The sequence below is a fragment of the Methanobrevibacter sp. AbM4 genome (assembly GCF_000404165.1).
Lineage (GTDB): Archaea > Methanobacteriota > Methanobacteria > Methanobacteriales > Methanobacteriaceae > Methanarmilla > Methanarmilla boviskoreani.
Map to the genome: position 1 here is coordinate 388026 of NC_021355.1, position 14028 is coordinate 402053.

Sequence of the window (14028 nt, forward strand, 5' to 3'; positions counted from 1 at the left end):
TTAATTTTCGTATTCTGTTAAGTCTTCAATTCCACTTTGTTTAAATCCTCTTTTACGTCTCATACATGATTCACAGACTCCGCAATGTTTATCATGTCCTGTATAACAAGAGTAACTTAATTCCATTGGACAGTTATTTTTATTACCTAATTTCACAATTTCATCTTTATTTAAATCTATTGCAGGTGCCACAACCTCTAAATCTTCCGGTGAACCAATATTCAACAGATTATTAAAAGCATCTAAGAATTCCTTTGAGTTATCTGGAAAGGTATTTGCCTCTTCCAAGTCCCAGCCTACAATAATTTTACTGGCACCAACACTTTCAGCAAATGATGTTGCAATTGCCGTAAAAACAATGTTCCTTCCTGGAACCCAAACAGCATTGGCCGTTTTTTGTGCCTCGTCCAGATTGTCTAAATCCTCATCAGAGGGATTTGGAATATCATTGTCACTGTTAAGTGCGGAATCACTAATGTCTCCAAGCCATTTAAGGTCAATAACTGTATGGGGTATGTTATAATGGTTACAAATATTTTTTGCAGCTTTGATTTCTTGTTTAATTGCTTTTTGGCCATAATCAAAGGTTACAGCTTCTATGTCATAATCATTAACATAACAACTCATTGCCACTGTGGAATCAAGTCCTCCAGATAAAACTGCTATTGCTTTTTCTCTCATATTATCACTTTAATTGTTGTTTTTTAAATATTCTCTAACTTTTATATTGGCTATTTCACGTACTTCTGTTAAACTTAAACCAGTTTCTTTGGCTATTTTTTTAGTGTCTTCAAATTCTGCTCTTTTTGAAATTATTCTGCCATTATGGTATCCGATTTTAAAGTTAATCTTATATTCCTTATTATTGATTTCAACAGGTATCTTTATGAATTTTCTTGAGGCTGTGCCTCTATGTGTTTTAGGGGATATTCTTATTCCTAAAGTTCCAGTCTCTTCAAATAATACATTAAGTAGGTTTTCTATTTGTTCGTCCTTGCATATTACCTGGATAAGTTGGCCTGGTCTGTTTTTCTTCATGAATATTGGAATCATTATGACGTCTCTTGCACCTGCATCTAATAATCTGTCATATAGATATCCAAGTTCCTCGCCACTTAAATGATCCACATTCGTCTCAAGTACATTTATTTCTGATTTTTTCTTGGTATCCTCGGTTTTTATGATTCTTAAGACATTAGGATGTTTGAAGTCTTTAGAACCTGCCCCATATCCTATGGATTCGGCTTTTATATTTGGAATAAAATCAAGATATTCGTCACATAAGACCCTGTAAAGAGCGCATCCTGTTGGTGTTGCAAGTTCAGAGTCAACAGGTCCCCCCATAAATTTAATGCCCTTTAAGATCTCACAGGTTGCAGGTGCGGGAATACTTACAATTCCATGTGCAGTATTTGCCCTTCCACCACCTACGGATATTGGAAGACCTATGATCTTCTCTTTATTTAATCCTAACAGGTAAAAGCCATAAACGGTTCCAATAACATCACACACAGCATCTGCGGCACCCACTTCATGAAAATGAATCTCATCAAGTGATTTTCCATGAACCTTACTTTCTGCCAAAGCAATTACTTTAAAAACTTCTTTTGATTTGGTTATTACCTCATCAGGTAAAACATCATTTAATTTATCAATCTTTTCAATCAATCCTTTATAATGGGTTCCATGGTTATGGGGGTGTTTTGAATCTAAGGTTTTTACACTGCAGAATGTAGAATCAATTCCTGATTTGTTAATTTTGGAGATAGTGGTTTCCACTCCTCCAAAATCCTTAGATGCCATTTCAGTTATTTCCTTAATTTTGTTCTTGTCTGCTCCTAAATCTACTAATGCACCAATAAGCATGTTTCCAGAAATACCTGAACCTTGCGGGTCTATTATAATCGTCATATTATCCCTTTTTTATTAATTAATAATCCTATTAAATTGGTTTTATTAATTGTCCTTTTTGAAATTACAAATATATTTATATGGTTATATATAATAAATTCTTACTAATTTTTTAATAAATCTCAATGATTGATATTTAAATATAATAAATATTTAAATAAACTATATTATAATAATTTAATTAATTAGTTATTTTTATAATTGGTGTGGATTATGAAATTAGATAAGAAAAACAAAATTCAAGATAATATTCAATTGTATCATGACAAAAACGGATTAAACATTTATAATCCCGATTTTTTCTTAACTTTCAGTGATTTTAATATAAGTGATGGGATAGATATAATTGAAAATATTCTCATTCTTAAAAATGATGTAATAAGTCTTAAAAATACTGATAAAGTTTTTGAAAGTATTGAGAAATTCATGGCTTCAAACAATATAGAAGGTAGTTATATCTTCCATAATTTTGACAATATTGAATATTTTGTAAATACCTATGGTGATATCTCAGTTGTTACAGTGGTTAATAATGACGTTGAGATTGAGGATTTTTACGGTAACCTTAAGGTGGCAAATTCTAAAAAGGGTTTTATGGATGCTAAAATAGATTTTGGTCAAATTGTAATTATAAATAAAGCATTATCTCCAAAACTTCTAATTAAATTACATACTGTGGCTGTAAAGGAAAGAGTCAGGTTTTTTGATTCTCTAAATCTTCCATTGCATATTGACAATATTGTCGGAACTGACGACTTTCTTGTACTTGCATCAAATATGCCGAAAAACGATTTAGATGATGATGAAAAACAATTTGGTGTGGATATCACTCAGATGACCTATGATGACTCTGAGATAGATTTGGACGAACTTCTTGAAAGGGTTCAGGATGCTGTTTCTATTGCACTTGAGGATGCATTTAAAAAGGTAGGTCTAAGTTTCGGTATTTTGGATTATTTTGTTGCTGAAGGTATTCAAATATCCGATTTAACTGATGCTGCAATGGAATTAGTCGAAGGTGTTGATATAACTGATGAGCTTAGGGAAAAATTCGAGATACAACTATATAAATCCCTTGAAGATATTAATGTAATTGCACTTTTAATGGCGGCTATTAGGACCGAGTATGATTTCGAAAATAATCTTGTAAGGGAAGTGGATATATCAGATGATCCTGCATATCTTTATACCGATGAGGTTTTAGGTCTTTCTATTGCTAATCATATAGCAGGCACTAAAGCAAGATTTAATTTTGTACGTTACGATCAAGCAAAACCTGGTATACTGTATGGTTTAGGTCCAATGTTAGATGACATTATTGGAGGACTAATAGCTGGTGTGATGAGTAAGATTTTTGAGGAATCTTAATCTATACTTTTCATTTTTAAAATCCAATAGATTTTAGTATTATTTTTAAAATTGGGATATAATTAAATATTTTTAATCTTAAACTTTATTATAAATTATTTTTATAATAATTAGATACGCTTTTATTAATTATTGGTATTTGGACTATTTTGTGGTATTTATAGTTTATTTTAAAGCACAATTTCAACTGTAAACATCGATTTTTTATTTAAAAATATACTTGTGGTTTTATTCTAATTTAAACCCCTTTTTCAAGTGTAAAATTTATTTTCAGAGGGTTTAACTGTTTATTTTCAATTTTTCCATTATTTTTTAATCGATTTTTTCATATTTTCAAACTATATTTTTGTCTATTGTTTTTAGATTTTTTTTATAAATATTTGTATTTTTAATTGAATTTTTATCTGTTTTGTATAGTTTCACTGATTATGTGATTTTACTTATAAATTTCTTGATTATCTAATTTTTATAATGAATATTTGTTTTTTAAAAAATTCTTATTCTGTTCAATACTTACTTAAATATTTGTTTTAAAAATCACATGTTTTTTAATTAAACTTATAAAAATGTTTACACTTGAAACTTATCTTTCAATATTGTTAATTAAATAGATTCAACTTTGAAATTTTCTATTTTTAATTTGGTGGTTTCATTTAGTTTTTAACTGGGAGTTTCTATTTTTAATTTGGTGGTTTCATTTAGTTTTTAACTGGGAGTTTCTATTTTTAATTTGGTGGTTTCATTTAGTTTTTAACTGGGAGTTTCTGTTTTTAGTTTGGTGGTTTCATTTAGTTTTTAACTGGGAGTTTCTGTTTTTAGTTTGGTGGTTTCATTTAGTTTTTAACTGGGAGTTTCTGTTTTTAGTTTGGTGGTTTTCATTTAGTTTTTAACTGGGAGTTTCTGTTTTTAGTTTGGTGGTTTTCATTTAGTTTTTAACTGGGAGTTTCTGTTTTTAGTTTGGTGGTTTTCATTTAGTTTTTAACTGGGAGTTTCTATTTTTTAATTTAATATTCCAATTAATTTTAGTTTTAAAATTTTTTAAATTATCTAAATTTCATATTATTAAAATGTATTTTACATATTTATATTAATAATAAATTATTAAAATGAAATTGAATAAAAAATTAATTTTATCAAATTGGATTTTATTAAGAAAAAGTATTTGTGTGGTGTTATAATACCAGTTGAGGATAAACCTAATAATGAGGATTTAAGTAAAAACAAGGATGAATATTTTGACGATGAAAGGGAAAACAGTTCTTTTTTCCGTTCTTTGGCAGGTCTTGTAACATTTTCAACCATTATACCTTTGGGTGTATATACCTCAATAGAATCAGTTGTAAGTTTAACCTGGCTATGGCCATTACTTAATGCTTTTATAGGTCTTTTAGGTGTAATGATTGCATATTTCCTATTGTATTACATACATTTTTCAAGCCCTCTTATAGCCATTATTGTGTATGCATTCTTTTTAATTATCATGGGATATAATCATCTTGATGGTCTTTTGGATTTTGCAGATGGTGTAATGGTACATGGTGGTTATGATAAGAAGATTAGTGTGATGAGAGATCCGATTGTTGGTACTGGAGGTATTGCTACATTTGCTATAGTTTCTCTAATGACTGTTGCAGCGTTAATTAGTATCATTAATTATCGGGCTTTATGGGCAATACTTATTGGGGAGATGTCTGCTAAGATTGCTTTATGTACTGTTTGTGTAAGTTCTAAACCGTCAAACTCAGGTATCGGTAAATATTTTGTTGAGAATATGCCTATTCCAAATTATGTTGCATCCTTATTAATAGGATTTATTATAGGATACTATTTACTTGGATATATTGGTGTTTTCGGTGTAATCGGTGGAATGTTTGGTGGTGGAATAGTCTCCCTAATTGCAAAACGTAATTTTGGTGTTGCAACTGGTGATGTGTTAGGGGCATCTAATGAGATTGGAAGACTTTTCTCATTATTGTTCCTGGTAATTGGGTTAAGTTTATTTTAATCAATTTCCAGTTTTATTTTTAATTTCTTTTTTTAGCTCTTTTTATTTTATCAAGTATCTTTTCTTATTCAAATTCTTTTTAACTTGATTTTGTTTGGTATTTTTTATTATCTAAATTGTTTTTTTAGTTTTTTGGTTTATTAGCTGTTGTTTTTCTATTCAAACTCTTTTTTTTAAGTTAATTTTATCAGATATTGCTTATTTATCGGAATTTTTTAGAATATTATTAAACTCCTCTAGATTGAATGAATTTCCTTTATTTTTAGATGGAATATACTTTTTAATATATGGTTTGTTGGTTTTGGATGTTTCTAAATCAGTTAGATAATCTAGAAAATTGTTGATTTCATAGATAATATTGATTATTTCCTCTCTGGAATTGGGATATTCAAGTTTTAGAAAAGGGATATTCTCTTTTCTAATCAGATGTTCCATTAAACGTCTTGTATTTACACATCCATTTCCACCAAATAGGATTAATTCATTTAATGTATTATACATATGATTGTTGCTATTTCCGCTTAACATTATAACTGCATCGGCCTCCTCAATGATAGGGCCATGTACAGACATTCTTCCAAGAACACCTGAGGGCAATTCTATTCCACTATATTTTATGCCTCTGGTAGGTTTTAAATCAGGCATATAATCTATGGATTTTTCAGAGCTTTTATTAAGGTCTCCTTTTTTAATTTCCTTGTTCTGTTTTTGAAAATCCTTCTCTTTTTGTATATCATTATAATGTGATAATAATTGGTGGTTAGATTTGTTTACCTGGTTTATTAATATCATTGCACTATCTGGTATAACTGCTACTTTCACATTATCACAATCATTAACATTTTAATCTATTTTTTAAAGTTTAATTAAAAAACTTTAAACATTTGAAATAATATATATATTTAATTGTATATTAAATTAATAAACTGAAAATTTATAAGATTTTTATTAATTTTGCTTTAATTTAAATTAGGTTCTATTTTTAATAACGATAAATAAAATTTAGGATTTATTTAATTAACTTTATTCGAGATGTTTATTTATGAAAGTTCATGTTTTAAGATTAGATCATAGGATAGGTAGAGATACACGTATAACTACTCATGTTTGTTTAACGGCCCGTGCTTTCGGTGCTGATAAGGTTTGGTTAAGTGGTGAGGAAGACACTCACCTAATGGATACTGTCATGGATATTGTGGATCGCTGGGGTGGAAACTTCCATGTGGAATATGTTAAAAACTATTTAAGCCTTATTAAACATTGGCAGAGTGTAGGCGGAAGAATAGTTCACCTTACAATGTATGGGGAACAGGCAAATGAAATTATAGATGAAGTTAAAGAATGTGGCAGGGATATCCTAATTATTGTCGGGGGGAGTAAAGTACCTTCTAAAGTATATAAAAATGCTACATGGAATGTTTCTGTAACGAATCAGCCACATTCCGAAGTTGCTGCACTTGCAGTATTCCAACATCTTTTAATGGATGGAAAGGAATTCAATTTGGATTTTGAAGATCCTGTCTTTGAAATCGTTCCAACATTGCATGGTAAGAATGTTAATATTCATGATGAGAATAAACACTATTAATATTCTCACTTATCTATTTTTTTAATTACTTTAAGTTTTATTTGGTATTCTAGTTTTTTTGCTTATTTTAAAAGTTATAAGCTATTTTTTTTTAATTATTATATCCTGTTTTTATTTTTTTCGCTTGTTTTTAAAATCTAGATTGTTTTTATGGGTGTTCTGATTTTTTTCATGTTTTTTTATCTATGTGGAAGTTTTAAACTAGCTTTTTTTAATTATTATATTAGTATTATCTTTTTCTTGTTTGTTTAAGATTTTTAAAATGGTTTTTAACCAGTATAATTATATCTAAAAACTAATTATTTTTAAAACTATTTAGTAAAGTCACAGTTATAAAATCAAGCCATATATTTATTTAATCGTTTGATTGCACCTAATTTCTCATTATCATCTAGTTTTGACTGGTAAAGTGCATCCTTCATTGTTTCAATGGAATGATCATAAGTTTCCCTATCAACAGGATATGGGAAACCGTCTTTACCTCCATGTGCAAAACTGTATTTTACAGGATCCCTCCAGCTCGCCTTTTCACCATAAATGATATCGCTGATTAATGCCAATGCCCTTATTTTCTTAGGGCCTATTCCATTAAGCATAATTAGCTCCTCATATTTTTCAGGCTGAATTTCATATGCCTTTTTAAGAACCTCGAATTCTTTATCTGACAAATCCATCTCAAGAACCGGGTGATGTTGGGGCATTGTAAATTCTTCCTGATTATTGAAGTTACTGAAATCTGCAGGACTGTTGTCAAAGAAATCCATTAAAGATGTTTGTTCCGGGTCTTTAGGTCTAAAGTATTTACGAAGGTGATCGGGATTATCATTAATTAAATCAACACTAATCTTCTGTACTTCCTTACTTTCCTTAGATGCCATATTCAAGGTACTTTTTCTTTTTTTATCACAGCTTATTCCCGTGTGGGGGTCTTCTAGGAAACTGTCAAACTCGTCACTCATCCAATGATAGCGGCGGGCATATTTTTTATCAAGGTTCATTCCTTGTTGAACAACAGCCCAATCTCCTTTTTCTGTTATGAAGAAGTTATGTTGGTATAATGTGTAGCTGTCCTGGATACATGCATTGTCGATTTTAGCAGATAACCTTGAGCTTTTTACAAGATTGTCTATATTTTTGTCTGAAAGATTGAAGTATTCTCCCTTGCTTTCTAATTGCCTTGGAGTTTTTCTGGAATTTTTTCCTTTACCACCTAATACAGCTATTCCGTGGTCTTCAGGTGTAAGTGCGGCTCTAAGTGCACCGCATGTTGTGGTGGTTGTACCTGAGGAATGCCAATCAAATCCTATAACACATGAGAAACTTTGAAACCAATATGGATCCGAGATTCTTTCTAAAAGCTCTTTCTGTCCATACTCTTCGAGTATGACTTCACTTATGGCCTTTGATAACTTTACCATCCTTGTCCATAACCATCTAGGTGCATGTCCTGTATGCATCGGTAAATTTGCTATTCCCTTTCTTTGCATATTAATGCCTTGACTTTATAATAATATAAATATTAAGAGTCCGTCTGAAAACTATTAATATTTTTTTCTATCTTTAATTCATCTGGTCTTTTTTTCTAGTAAACAATTTCCATCTGAAAACTATTTAATTTTTTAGATAGATATAAATAAAATTTTCTATAAAAAATTAACTAACTAATTTTATGTTTAGTGGTTTTTATAAGGAGGTGAATCGATGGAAAGAAATCAGCTGATTGTTATCTGTGTTTGTATTATTGTTTGTGTTACAGTAATCTGCGGATCTATTGTGGTAGTAAACAACAATAATTCTAACAATGATGATTCCCAGGCAAATGTGGTTCAAAATAGTACTAATGGTTCTAATGTTGGAAATAACGGCAGCACCTCCACTTCATATGCTGGCAGTGGTCTTGAACTTAATTCAGCGTCATTCTATTCAGATGGTAATCCTGATACAGGTGAAAGTGTCACACTAAACTTTGCAAATGGTAACTATCTTGATGACGTATATGTGACAGTTTGGTATTATAGGGATGGTGCGGCTTTAAACAGTCCAAGTGAACAATCCTATAAATTATCTAATGATCTAGCTTTTGAGGCTGTAGATAATACTCCAATGCCAGAATATCCAGATAGTGCCCGTATTAAGGTAAGATATAATGGTGTTGTAAATTACTATGACTTCTCTTTAGAAACTAGAACAGGTACTCAAACCTTAAGTCCATAATTTTAATTATTTTTTTATTTTTTATATAAAATTCTATTTTTACCTAAAATATACTTTCACCATTGGCTATTGCAACGATTGCAGGTAAATCTTTAACTTCTAATTTAAAACAGCCCTCGATTCCCTCCTCTTTAAACATGACACATTCCTTTGATATTACGGAATCTGTTAGAAGAGCTGCAACAGGAGGGGATACCACATATATGGAATTGTATTTTAAAAGGGCATCTTTTGTTTTATCATTTAATGCGCCTTTTCCAATATGGATTTTAACACCTGCCTTTGAAAGTATGGGGATGTTTGATTCTATGTCCTTTTTATTGGATGTTGTGGTGGCTATACCTGCATCACTTACTGCGGTATGCATAATAGCACTTCCTTTTATATCTATTGGAATGTCCTCATTGTTTCTAATCATTTTCGCTAATTTGGGAAGTACAGCATCCCTTCCAGTGTATATGGTTCCATTAATTAGAATCTTATCATTTATTTTTAACTGATTAAGTTCCTTATCTGATATGGGTATGTTTATATCAATCATTTTATCATTTCTAAAACGGTTTTTTTTAATCCTTTTAATTATTTCTTAATTTTTTTTCAATATAATATTCTTATTGTTTCTATAGTTATATTTTCCATTTAATTATTTTTAACTAATATTGGTTCATGGTATGATTATTCGATTTTATTCCGTTTTTTTATAAATACTACTAAATATTAAAAAATTATTTAAATGTATATAATAATAAATATAATTAATATGAATTTATATTGATTTTTCATTATGGAAAACTAAGGAGATTTTTATGATATATATTGATCCTGATTTATGTAAAGGATGTTTATTATGTGTAAACACATGTCATAAACATGTTTATACTGTTTCCAAAAAAGCAAATAAGAAAGGAGTATTTTTACCTATTCCTACTAATGAAAAAGAATGTTCTAATTGTAAAGAATGTGAGTTGTTATGTCCTGACCAAGCAATATTAGTAAACGTTCCAGAACATTGGTGGATGAATAAGAATAATACTTATGCATTTAATCCAAATTTTGCAAAGAGGAAAATATAACGATTTAACTTTTAATAGATGATTTCATAGTTTATTTAGATTAATTTTAAGATTTTTAGGAAAATTCTACAGAGAGGTTTATAAAATGGTAGAAAACTTATTTATTCAAGGTAATGAAGCTTGTGCACTTGGTGCAATTAAAGGGGGCTGCAGATTCTTTGCAGGTTATCCTATTACTCCTTCTACTGAAGTAGCTGAGAATTTGGCTAGATTACTTCCAAAATATGGAGGTTCTTTTGTTCAGATGGAAGATGAAATATCATCAATGGGTGCGGTTATTGGTGCTAGTTGGGGCGGTACCAAATCCATGACTGCAACTAGTGGTCCTGGTATTTCACTTATGCAGGAAAATTTAGGTTATGCATTCATGACAGAGACACCACTTGTAATTGTTGATGTACAAAGAGGTTCTCCTTCTACAGGTCAACCTACTATGGCAAGTCAAAGCGATATGATGCAGGCACGTTGGGGTTCCCATGGTGATTATGAGCCTATTGCATTATCTCCTTCCTCAGTACAGGAATATTTTGATTTTACAATCAAAGCATTTAACTTAGCTGAAAGATATAGGGTCCCAGTATTTTTATTAACTGAGGAATCCATTGGTCATATGAGGGAGAAAATTACAATCCCTGAGGAGGTTAAAATTACAGCAAGAAAAGAACCTACAATGGATACCGATACTTTCCTACCATTTAAGAATAGGAAAAATGCAACAAATCCTATGCCTGCATTTGGTGATGGATATAAGGTTCATGTATCCGGTTTAACTCATGATGAAAGAGGTTATCCTGATACTAATAATCCTAAAACTCATGCAAGACTTGTAAAAAGATTATGTAACAAGGTTTTAAAAAATAGGGATAAAATCACACATGTTAAAGGCGAATACTTAGATGATGCAGATATAGTAATTGTAGCCTATGGGGCTCCTGTAAGATCAACTATTACCGCTGTTAAAGAGGCAAGGGAAGAAGGTATTAAAGCAGGATATTTAAAAATTGATACTCCATGGCCATTCCCAGATGAGAAAGTCAAGGCCGTTTGCGAATCTGCAAAACATGTGATTGTACCTGAGATGAACTTAGGCCAAATGGTTCATGAAGTTGAAAGGGTATCCCAGGGTGATGCAGAGGTACATCTTTTAAGCAAGATTGGTGGAGAGCTTCATAAACCTGGGGAGATATTATCTGTAATTAAGTCTGTTGGAGGTAATTAAGATGGCTGAAGAGATTGATGAATATACTATTAATGATGATTTTGAAAAACCAAAAAGAGCTGAGGCTCGTTACATTCAATATTTAAGGGAAGATAGATTACCTCACATATTCTGCCCAGGATGTGGAAACGGTACTATTATCAATACATTCTTTAAGGGTATGGAAGAGGCAAACCTGGATATTGATAATGTGGCTATGGTATCCGGTATTGGTTGTTCCTCTAGAATTCCAGGTTATGTAAAATGTGATTCACTTCACACAACCCATGGAAGGGCATTAAGTTTTGCAACAGGTTTAAAGGTTTCAAATCCTGACTTAGATGTTGTCGTCTTTACCGGTGACGGTGACTGTGCATCTATTGGTGGAAACCATTTGATTCATGCTGCAAGAAGAAACATTGATCTTACCGTTATATGCATTAACAACAATATTTATGGAATGACAGGTGGTCAAATCAGCCCAACTTCTCCAAAGGGCAGTTTTGGCTCTACCGCACCTTATGGAAATAGGGATAAACCATTCCACTTAGCTGAACTTGTAGCTGCAGCTGGTGCAACCTATGTTGCAAGATGGACCACTGCTCAAGTTGAAAGTGCAGCAAAATCTATTGAAAGAGGATTAAAAAATAAGGGATTCTCATTCATCGAGATCGTATCCCAATGTCCTACTTACTTTGGAAGGAAAAATAAGATGAAAACCCCTGTAAGTATGGTTAACTTCCTTAAAGAATCTTCAATATATATTAACAATACTAAACTTATGAGTGAGCATGAACTTGAAGGAAAAATCGTTATTGGAGAATTTGTAAATAAATCAAGTTTCGAATTTACTGATAATATTCAGGAATTGTCTAAAGAAAACTATGGTAAAGAAACCCTTAGACGTTCAGCTTTTTTAAAATCTTTTGATGATGAAGAGGAATCCGAGGAATAAATAGAATTAATAGGAGATATTTTTTATGAGAAAAGAAATTAGAATAGCAGGTTTTGGAGGTCAAGGTGTTATATTGGCAGGTATTATTATCGGTAAAGCTGCTTCTTTATTTGATAACATTAACGCTGTTCAAACTCAGTCTTATGGTCCTGAGGCTCGTGGAGGAGCTTCAAGATGTGAAGTCGTTATAAGTGATGAGGATATTGATTATCCGAAGGTTGAAAATCCGGATATATTGGTTGCAATGTCTCATGAAGCTTTGCTTAAATATATGGTAGATTTAAAACAAGGTGCAACCTTAATTATAGATCCTGACATGGTTGAAGAAGAGGATATTAAGGATTTTATTGAAAAACGTGAACTTAAAGTTTATCGTGCAAGGGCAACTGATACTGCAGTCAATGAAGTCGGTCTTAAGATTGTAGCTAATATTGTTATGGTTGGTGCTATTACCAAAGCTACTGGAATTGTTTCTGAAGAAGCTGCTCGCCAATCTGTTCTTGACAGTGTTCCTAAAGGAACTGAAAAGAAAAATATACAAGCTTTTGAAGCAGGAATGAGGATAGTGGAAGATTAATGGGGATGTTTACATGAAATTTTTTGAATATATATCAAAGAAGTTATTTAGAGATAATGGAATTAAAACCTTAAAGGGTCATGTCGCATATTCTCCAGAGGAAGCTGTTGATATTGCAACAGATATGGGCTGTGCTGTAGCTATTAAATCCCAGGTTTTAGTTGGTGGAAGAGGTAAAGCTGGCGGAATTAAATTTGCAGATCACCCTGGAGATGTTTATGACATTGCAGATAACCTTCTAAGTAGTAAAATCAAGGGGGAACCTGTTAAAAGTTTATTAATTGAAGAAAAGGCAGACATTCAACAAGAATTCTACCTAAGTGTTTCCACAGATAGATCCACTAAGAAACCTATTATCATGGCAAGTGCTGAAGGTGGAGTGGAGATTGAAAATCTTGCTGTAACAGACCCTGATAAAATTATAAAATATCATGTAAATCCTCTAGAAGAATTCTTACCATATGAGGCACGTGATATAGCTTGTCAAATGGGTGTTGAATCTAAATATGTATCTGAAATCGGTGGAGTCATCTATAAACTCTTCAATATCTATGAAAAATATGATGCCGAGATTGCCGAAATCAATCCTTTAGTACTTACACCTGACGGAATATATGCTGCAGATGCAAAACTCACCGTTGAAAATGATGCTGTATTTAGACATCAGGATCTAATTGGTATTGGTGGAACTAAACCTAAAGAATTCGGATTTGTAAAACTTGATGGTGATATTGCAGTTCTTGGAAATGGTGCTGGTCTTACATTAACTGGTATGGACATGATTAATCTTTATGGCGGTAAACCTGCAACTTTCTTAGATATTGGTGGAGGTTCATCAGAGGAAACTATTAAAAAGGCTTTGAATTTAGTTTTAAATTACCCTCCTGTTAAAGTGGTATTCTTAAATGTATTGGGTGGTATTACCCGTGCAGATGATGTTGCAAAAGGAGTGGTAAATGCAATTAATAATACTAAAAGGAATGTTCCAATAGTTATCAGACTTACTGGTACCAATGAAGAGGAAGGTCAAAGAATATTGGAGAAAGCAGGAATTCCATTTGAAGTTTCCATGGAAAAGGCTGCAGAAAAAGCAGTTGAAATATGTAACTCTATAAAAGATTAAATTCTTCTTTTTTTAT

14 protein-coding genes are annotated in these 14028 nt (G+C 31.5%); 9 read left to right on the plus strand and 5 right to left on the minus strand.

The genetic code is table 11. The annotated features are described in order from the left end of the window. Nucleotides 1-681: a 7-cyano-7-deazaguanine synthase QueC gene (gene queC / locus ABM4_RS01570; protein ID WP_016357934.1), complete on the minus strand. Its 681-nt coding sequence runs from the start codon at nt 679-681 to the stop codon at nt 1-3. A gap of 9 nt (nt 682-690) precedes the next feature. Continuing rightward, on the minus strand, nt 691-1911 hold the full coding sequence (gene larC / locus ABM4_RS01575; RefSeq protein ID WP_016357935.1) for a nickel pincer cofactor biosynthesis protein LarC: 1221 nt from the start codon (nt 1909-1911) through the stop codon (nt 691-693). 213 nt (nt 1912-2124) lie between these two features. Here larC and ABM4_RS01580 point away from each other — a divergent pair, with 213 nt between their 5' ends. Next, nucleotides 2125-3279 carry a phosphatidylglycerophosphatase A gene (locus ABM4_RS01580; protein WP_016357936.1) on the plus strand — a complete coding sequence of 385 codons (1155 nt, stop codon included), beginning with the start codon at nt 2125-2127 and terminating at the stop codon, nt 3277-3279. Between the two features lie 1138 nt (nt 3280-4417). After that, nucleotides 4418-5284, plus strand: a complete 867-nt coding sequence (cobS, locus tag ABM4_RS01585; RefSeq protein ID WP_016357937.1) for an adenosylcobinamide-GDP ribazoletransferase — start codon at nt 4418-4420, stop codon at nt 5282-5284. Nucleotides 5285-5482: 198 nt separating this feature from the next. Here the strand turns inward: cobS and ABM4_RS01590 are convergent, their stop codons facing one another. Further along, nucleotides 5483-6106 carry a DUF2112 family protein gene (locus ABM4_RS01590; protein WP_016357938.1) on the minus strand — a complete coding sequence of 208 codons (624 nt, stop codon included), beginning with the start codon at nt 6104-6106 and terminating at the stop codon, nt 5483-5485. Between the two features lie 220 nt (nt 6107-6326). On the opposite strand from ABM4_RS01590, the gene ABM4_RS01595 reads away from it, so the two are divergent. Beyond that, nucleotides 6327-6872, plus strand: a complete 546-nt coding sequence (locus tag ABM4_RS01595) for a hypothetical protein (protein WP_016357939.1) — start codon at nt 6327-6329, stop codon at nt 6870-6872. A gap of 338 nt (nt 6873-7210) precedes the next feature. Here ABM4_RS01595 and ABM4_RS01600 read toward each other — a convergent pair whose 3' ends face one another. Then, on the minus strand, nt 7211-8359 hold the full coding sequence (locus ABM4_RS01600; RefSeq protein WP_016357940.1) for a DUF763 domain-containing protein: 1149 nt from the start codon (nt 8357-8359) through the stop codon (nt 7211-7213). A 214-nt stretch (nt 8360-8573) separates the two neighbouring features. Here ABM4_RS01600 and ABM4_RS01605 point away from each other — a divergent pair, with 214 nt between their 5' ends. After that, on the plus strand, nt 8574-9086 hold the full coding sequence (locus ABM4_RS01605; RefSeq protein WP_016357941.1) for a hypothetical protein: 513 nt from the start codon (nt 8574-8576) through the stop codon (nt 9084-9086). A gap of 43 nt (nt 9087-9129) precedes the next feature. Here the strand turns inward: ABM4_RS01605 and ABM4_RS01610 are convergent, their stop codons facing one another. Next, nucleotides 9130-9657 carry a fumarate hydratase C-terminal domain-containing protein gene (locus ABM4_RS01610; protein ID WP_255349074.1) on the minus strand — a complete coding sequence of 176 codons (528 nt, stop codon included), beginning with the start codon at nt 9655-9657 and terminating at the stop codon, nt 9130-9132. Between the two features lie 235 nt (nt 9658-9892). On the opposite strand from ABM4_RS01610, the gene ABM4_RS01615 reads away from it, so the two are divergent. The 5 genes from ABM4_RS01615 to sucC all read left to right on the plus strand — a co-directional run bounded on the left by ABM4_RS01615 (nt 9893) and on the right by sucC (nt 14012). After that, complete coding sequence (locus ABM4_RS01615; protein ID WP_016357943.1) at nt 9893-10159, plus strand: ferredoxin family protein; 267 nt, start codon at nt 9893-9895, stop codon at nt 10157-10159. Nucleotides 10160-10244: 85 nt separating this feature from the next. Then, nucleotides 10245-11378, plus strand: coding sequence for a 2-oxoacid:acceptor oxidoreductase subunit alpha (locus ABM4_RS01620; protein WP_016357944.1), 1134 nt, complete (start codon nt 10245-10247; stop codon nt 11376-11378). A gap of 1 nt (nt 11379) precedes the next feature. After that, nucleotides 11380-12312 (plus strand): 2-oxoacid:ferredoxin oxidoreductase subunit beta, encoded by a 933-nt coding sequence (locus ABM4_RS01625; protein ID WP_016357945.1) that lies wholly within the window; start codon nt 11380-11382, stop codon nt 12310-12312. A 25-nt stretch (nt 12313-12337) separates the two neighbouring features. Next, nucleotides 12338-12889: a 2-oxoacid:ferredoxin oxidoreductase subunit gamma gene (locus ABM4_RS01630; protein WP_016357946.1), complete on the plus strand. Its 552-nt coding sequence runs from the start codon at nt 12338-12340 to the stop codon at nt 12887-12889. Nucleotides 12890-12902: 13 nt separating this feature from the next. Beyond that, the gene (gene sucC / locus ABM4_RS01635; RefSeq protein WP_016357947.1) at nt 12903-14012 is read left to right on the plus strand and encodes an ADP-forming succinate--CoA ligase subunit beta; all 1110 of its coding nucleotides are present in this window, start codon (nt 12903-12905) and stop codon (nt 14010-14012) included. Nucleotides 14013-14028: the final 16 nt, after the last annotated feature.

Excerpts from the sequence above, each read along its gene's own strand:
- queC (WP_016357934.1), bottom strand. The coding sequence starts at position 681 with ATGAGAGAAAAAGCAATAGCAGTTTTATCTGGAGGACTTGATTCCACA.
- larC (WP_016357935.1), bottom strand. The coding sequence starts at position 1,911 with ATGACGATTATAATAGACCCGCAAGGTTCAGGTATTTCTGGAAACATG.
- ABM4_RS01580 (WP_016357936.1), top strand. The coding sequence starts at position 2,125 with ATGAAATTAGATAAGAAAAACAAAATTCAAGATAATATTCAATTGTAT.
- ABM4_RS01595 (WP_016357939.1), top strand. The coding sequence starts at position 6,327 with ATGAAAGTTCATGTTTTAAGATTAGATCATAGGATAGGTAGAGATACA.
- ABM4_RS01600 (WP_016357940.1), bottom strand. The coding sequence starts at position 8,359 with ATGCAAAGAAAGGGAATAGCAAATTTACCGATGCATACAGGACATGCA.
- ABM4_RS01605 (WP_016357941.1), top strand. The coding sequence starts at position 8,574 with ATGGAAAGAAATCAGCTGATTGTTATCTGTGTTTGTATTATTGTTTGT.
- ABM4_RS01615 (WP_016357943.1), top strand. The coding sequence starts at position 9,893 with ATGATATATATTGATCCTGATTTATGTAAAGGATGTTTATTATGTGTA.
- ABM4_RS01620 (WP_016357944.1), top strand. The coding sequence starts at position 10,245 with ATGGTAGAAAACTTATTTATTCAAGGTAATGAAGCTTGTGCACTTGGT.
- ABM4_RS01625 (WP_016357945.1), top strand. The coding sequence starts at position 11,380 with ATGGCTGAAGAGATTGATGAATATACTATTAATGATGATTTTGAAAAA.
- ABM4_RS01630 (WP_016357946.1), top strand. The coding sequence starts at position 12,338 with ATGAGAAAAGAAATTAGAATAGCAGGTTTTGGAGGTCAAGGTGTTATA.
- sucC (WP_016357947.1), top strand. The coding sequence starts at position 12,903 with ATGAAATTTTTTGAATATATATCAAAGAAGTTATTTAGAGATAATGGA.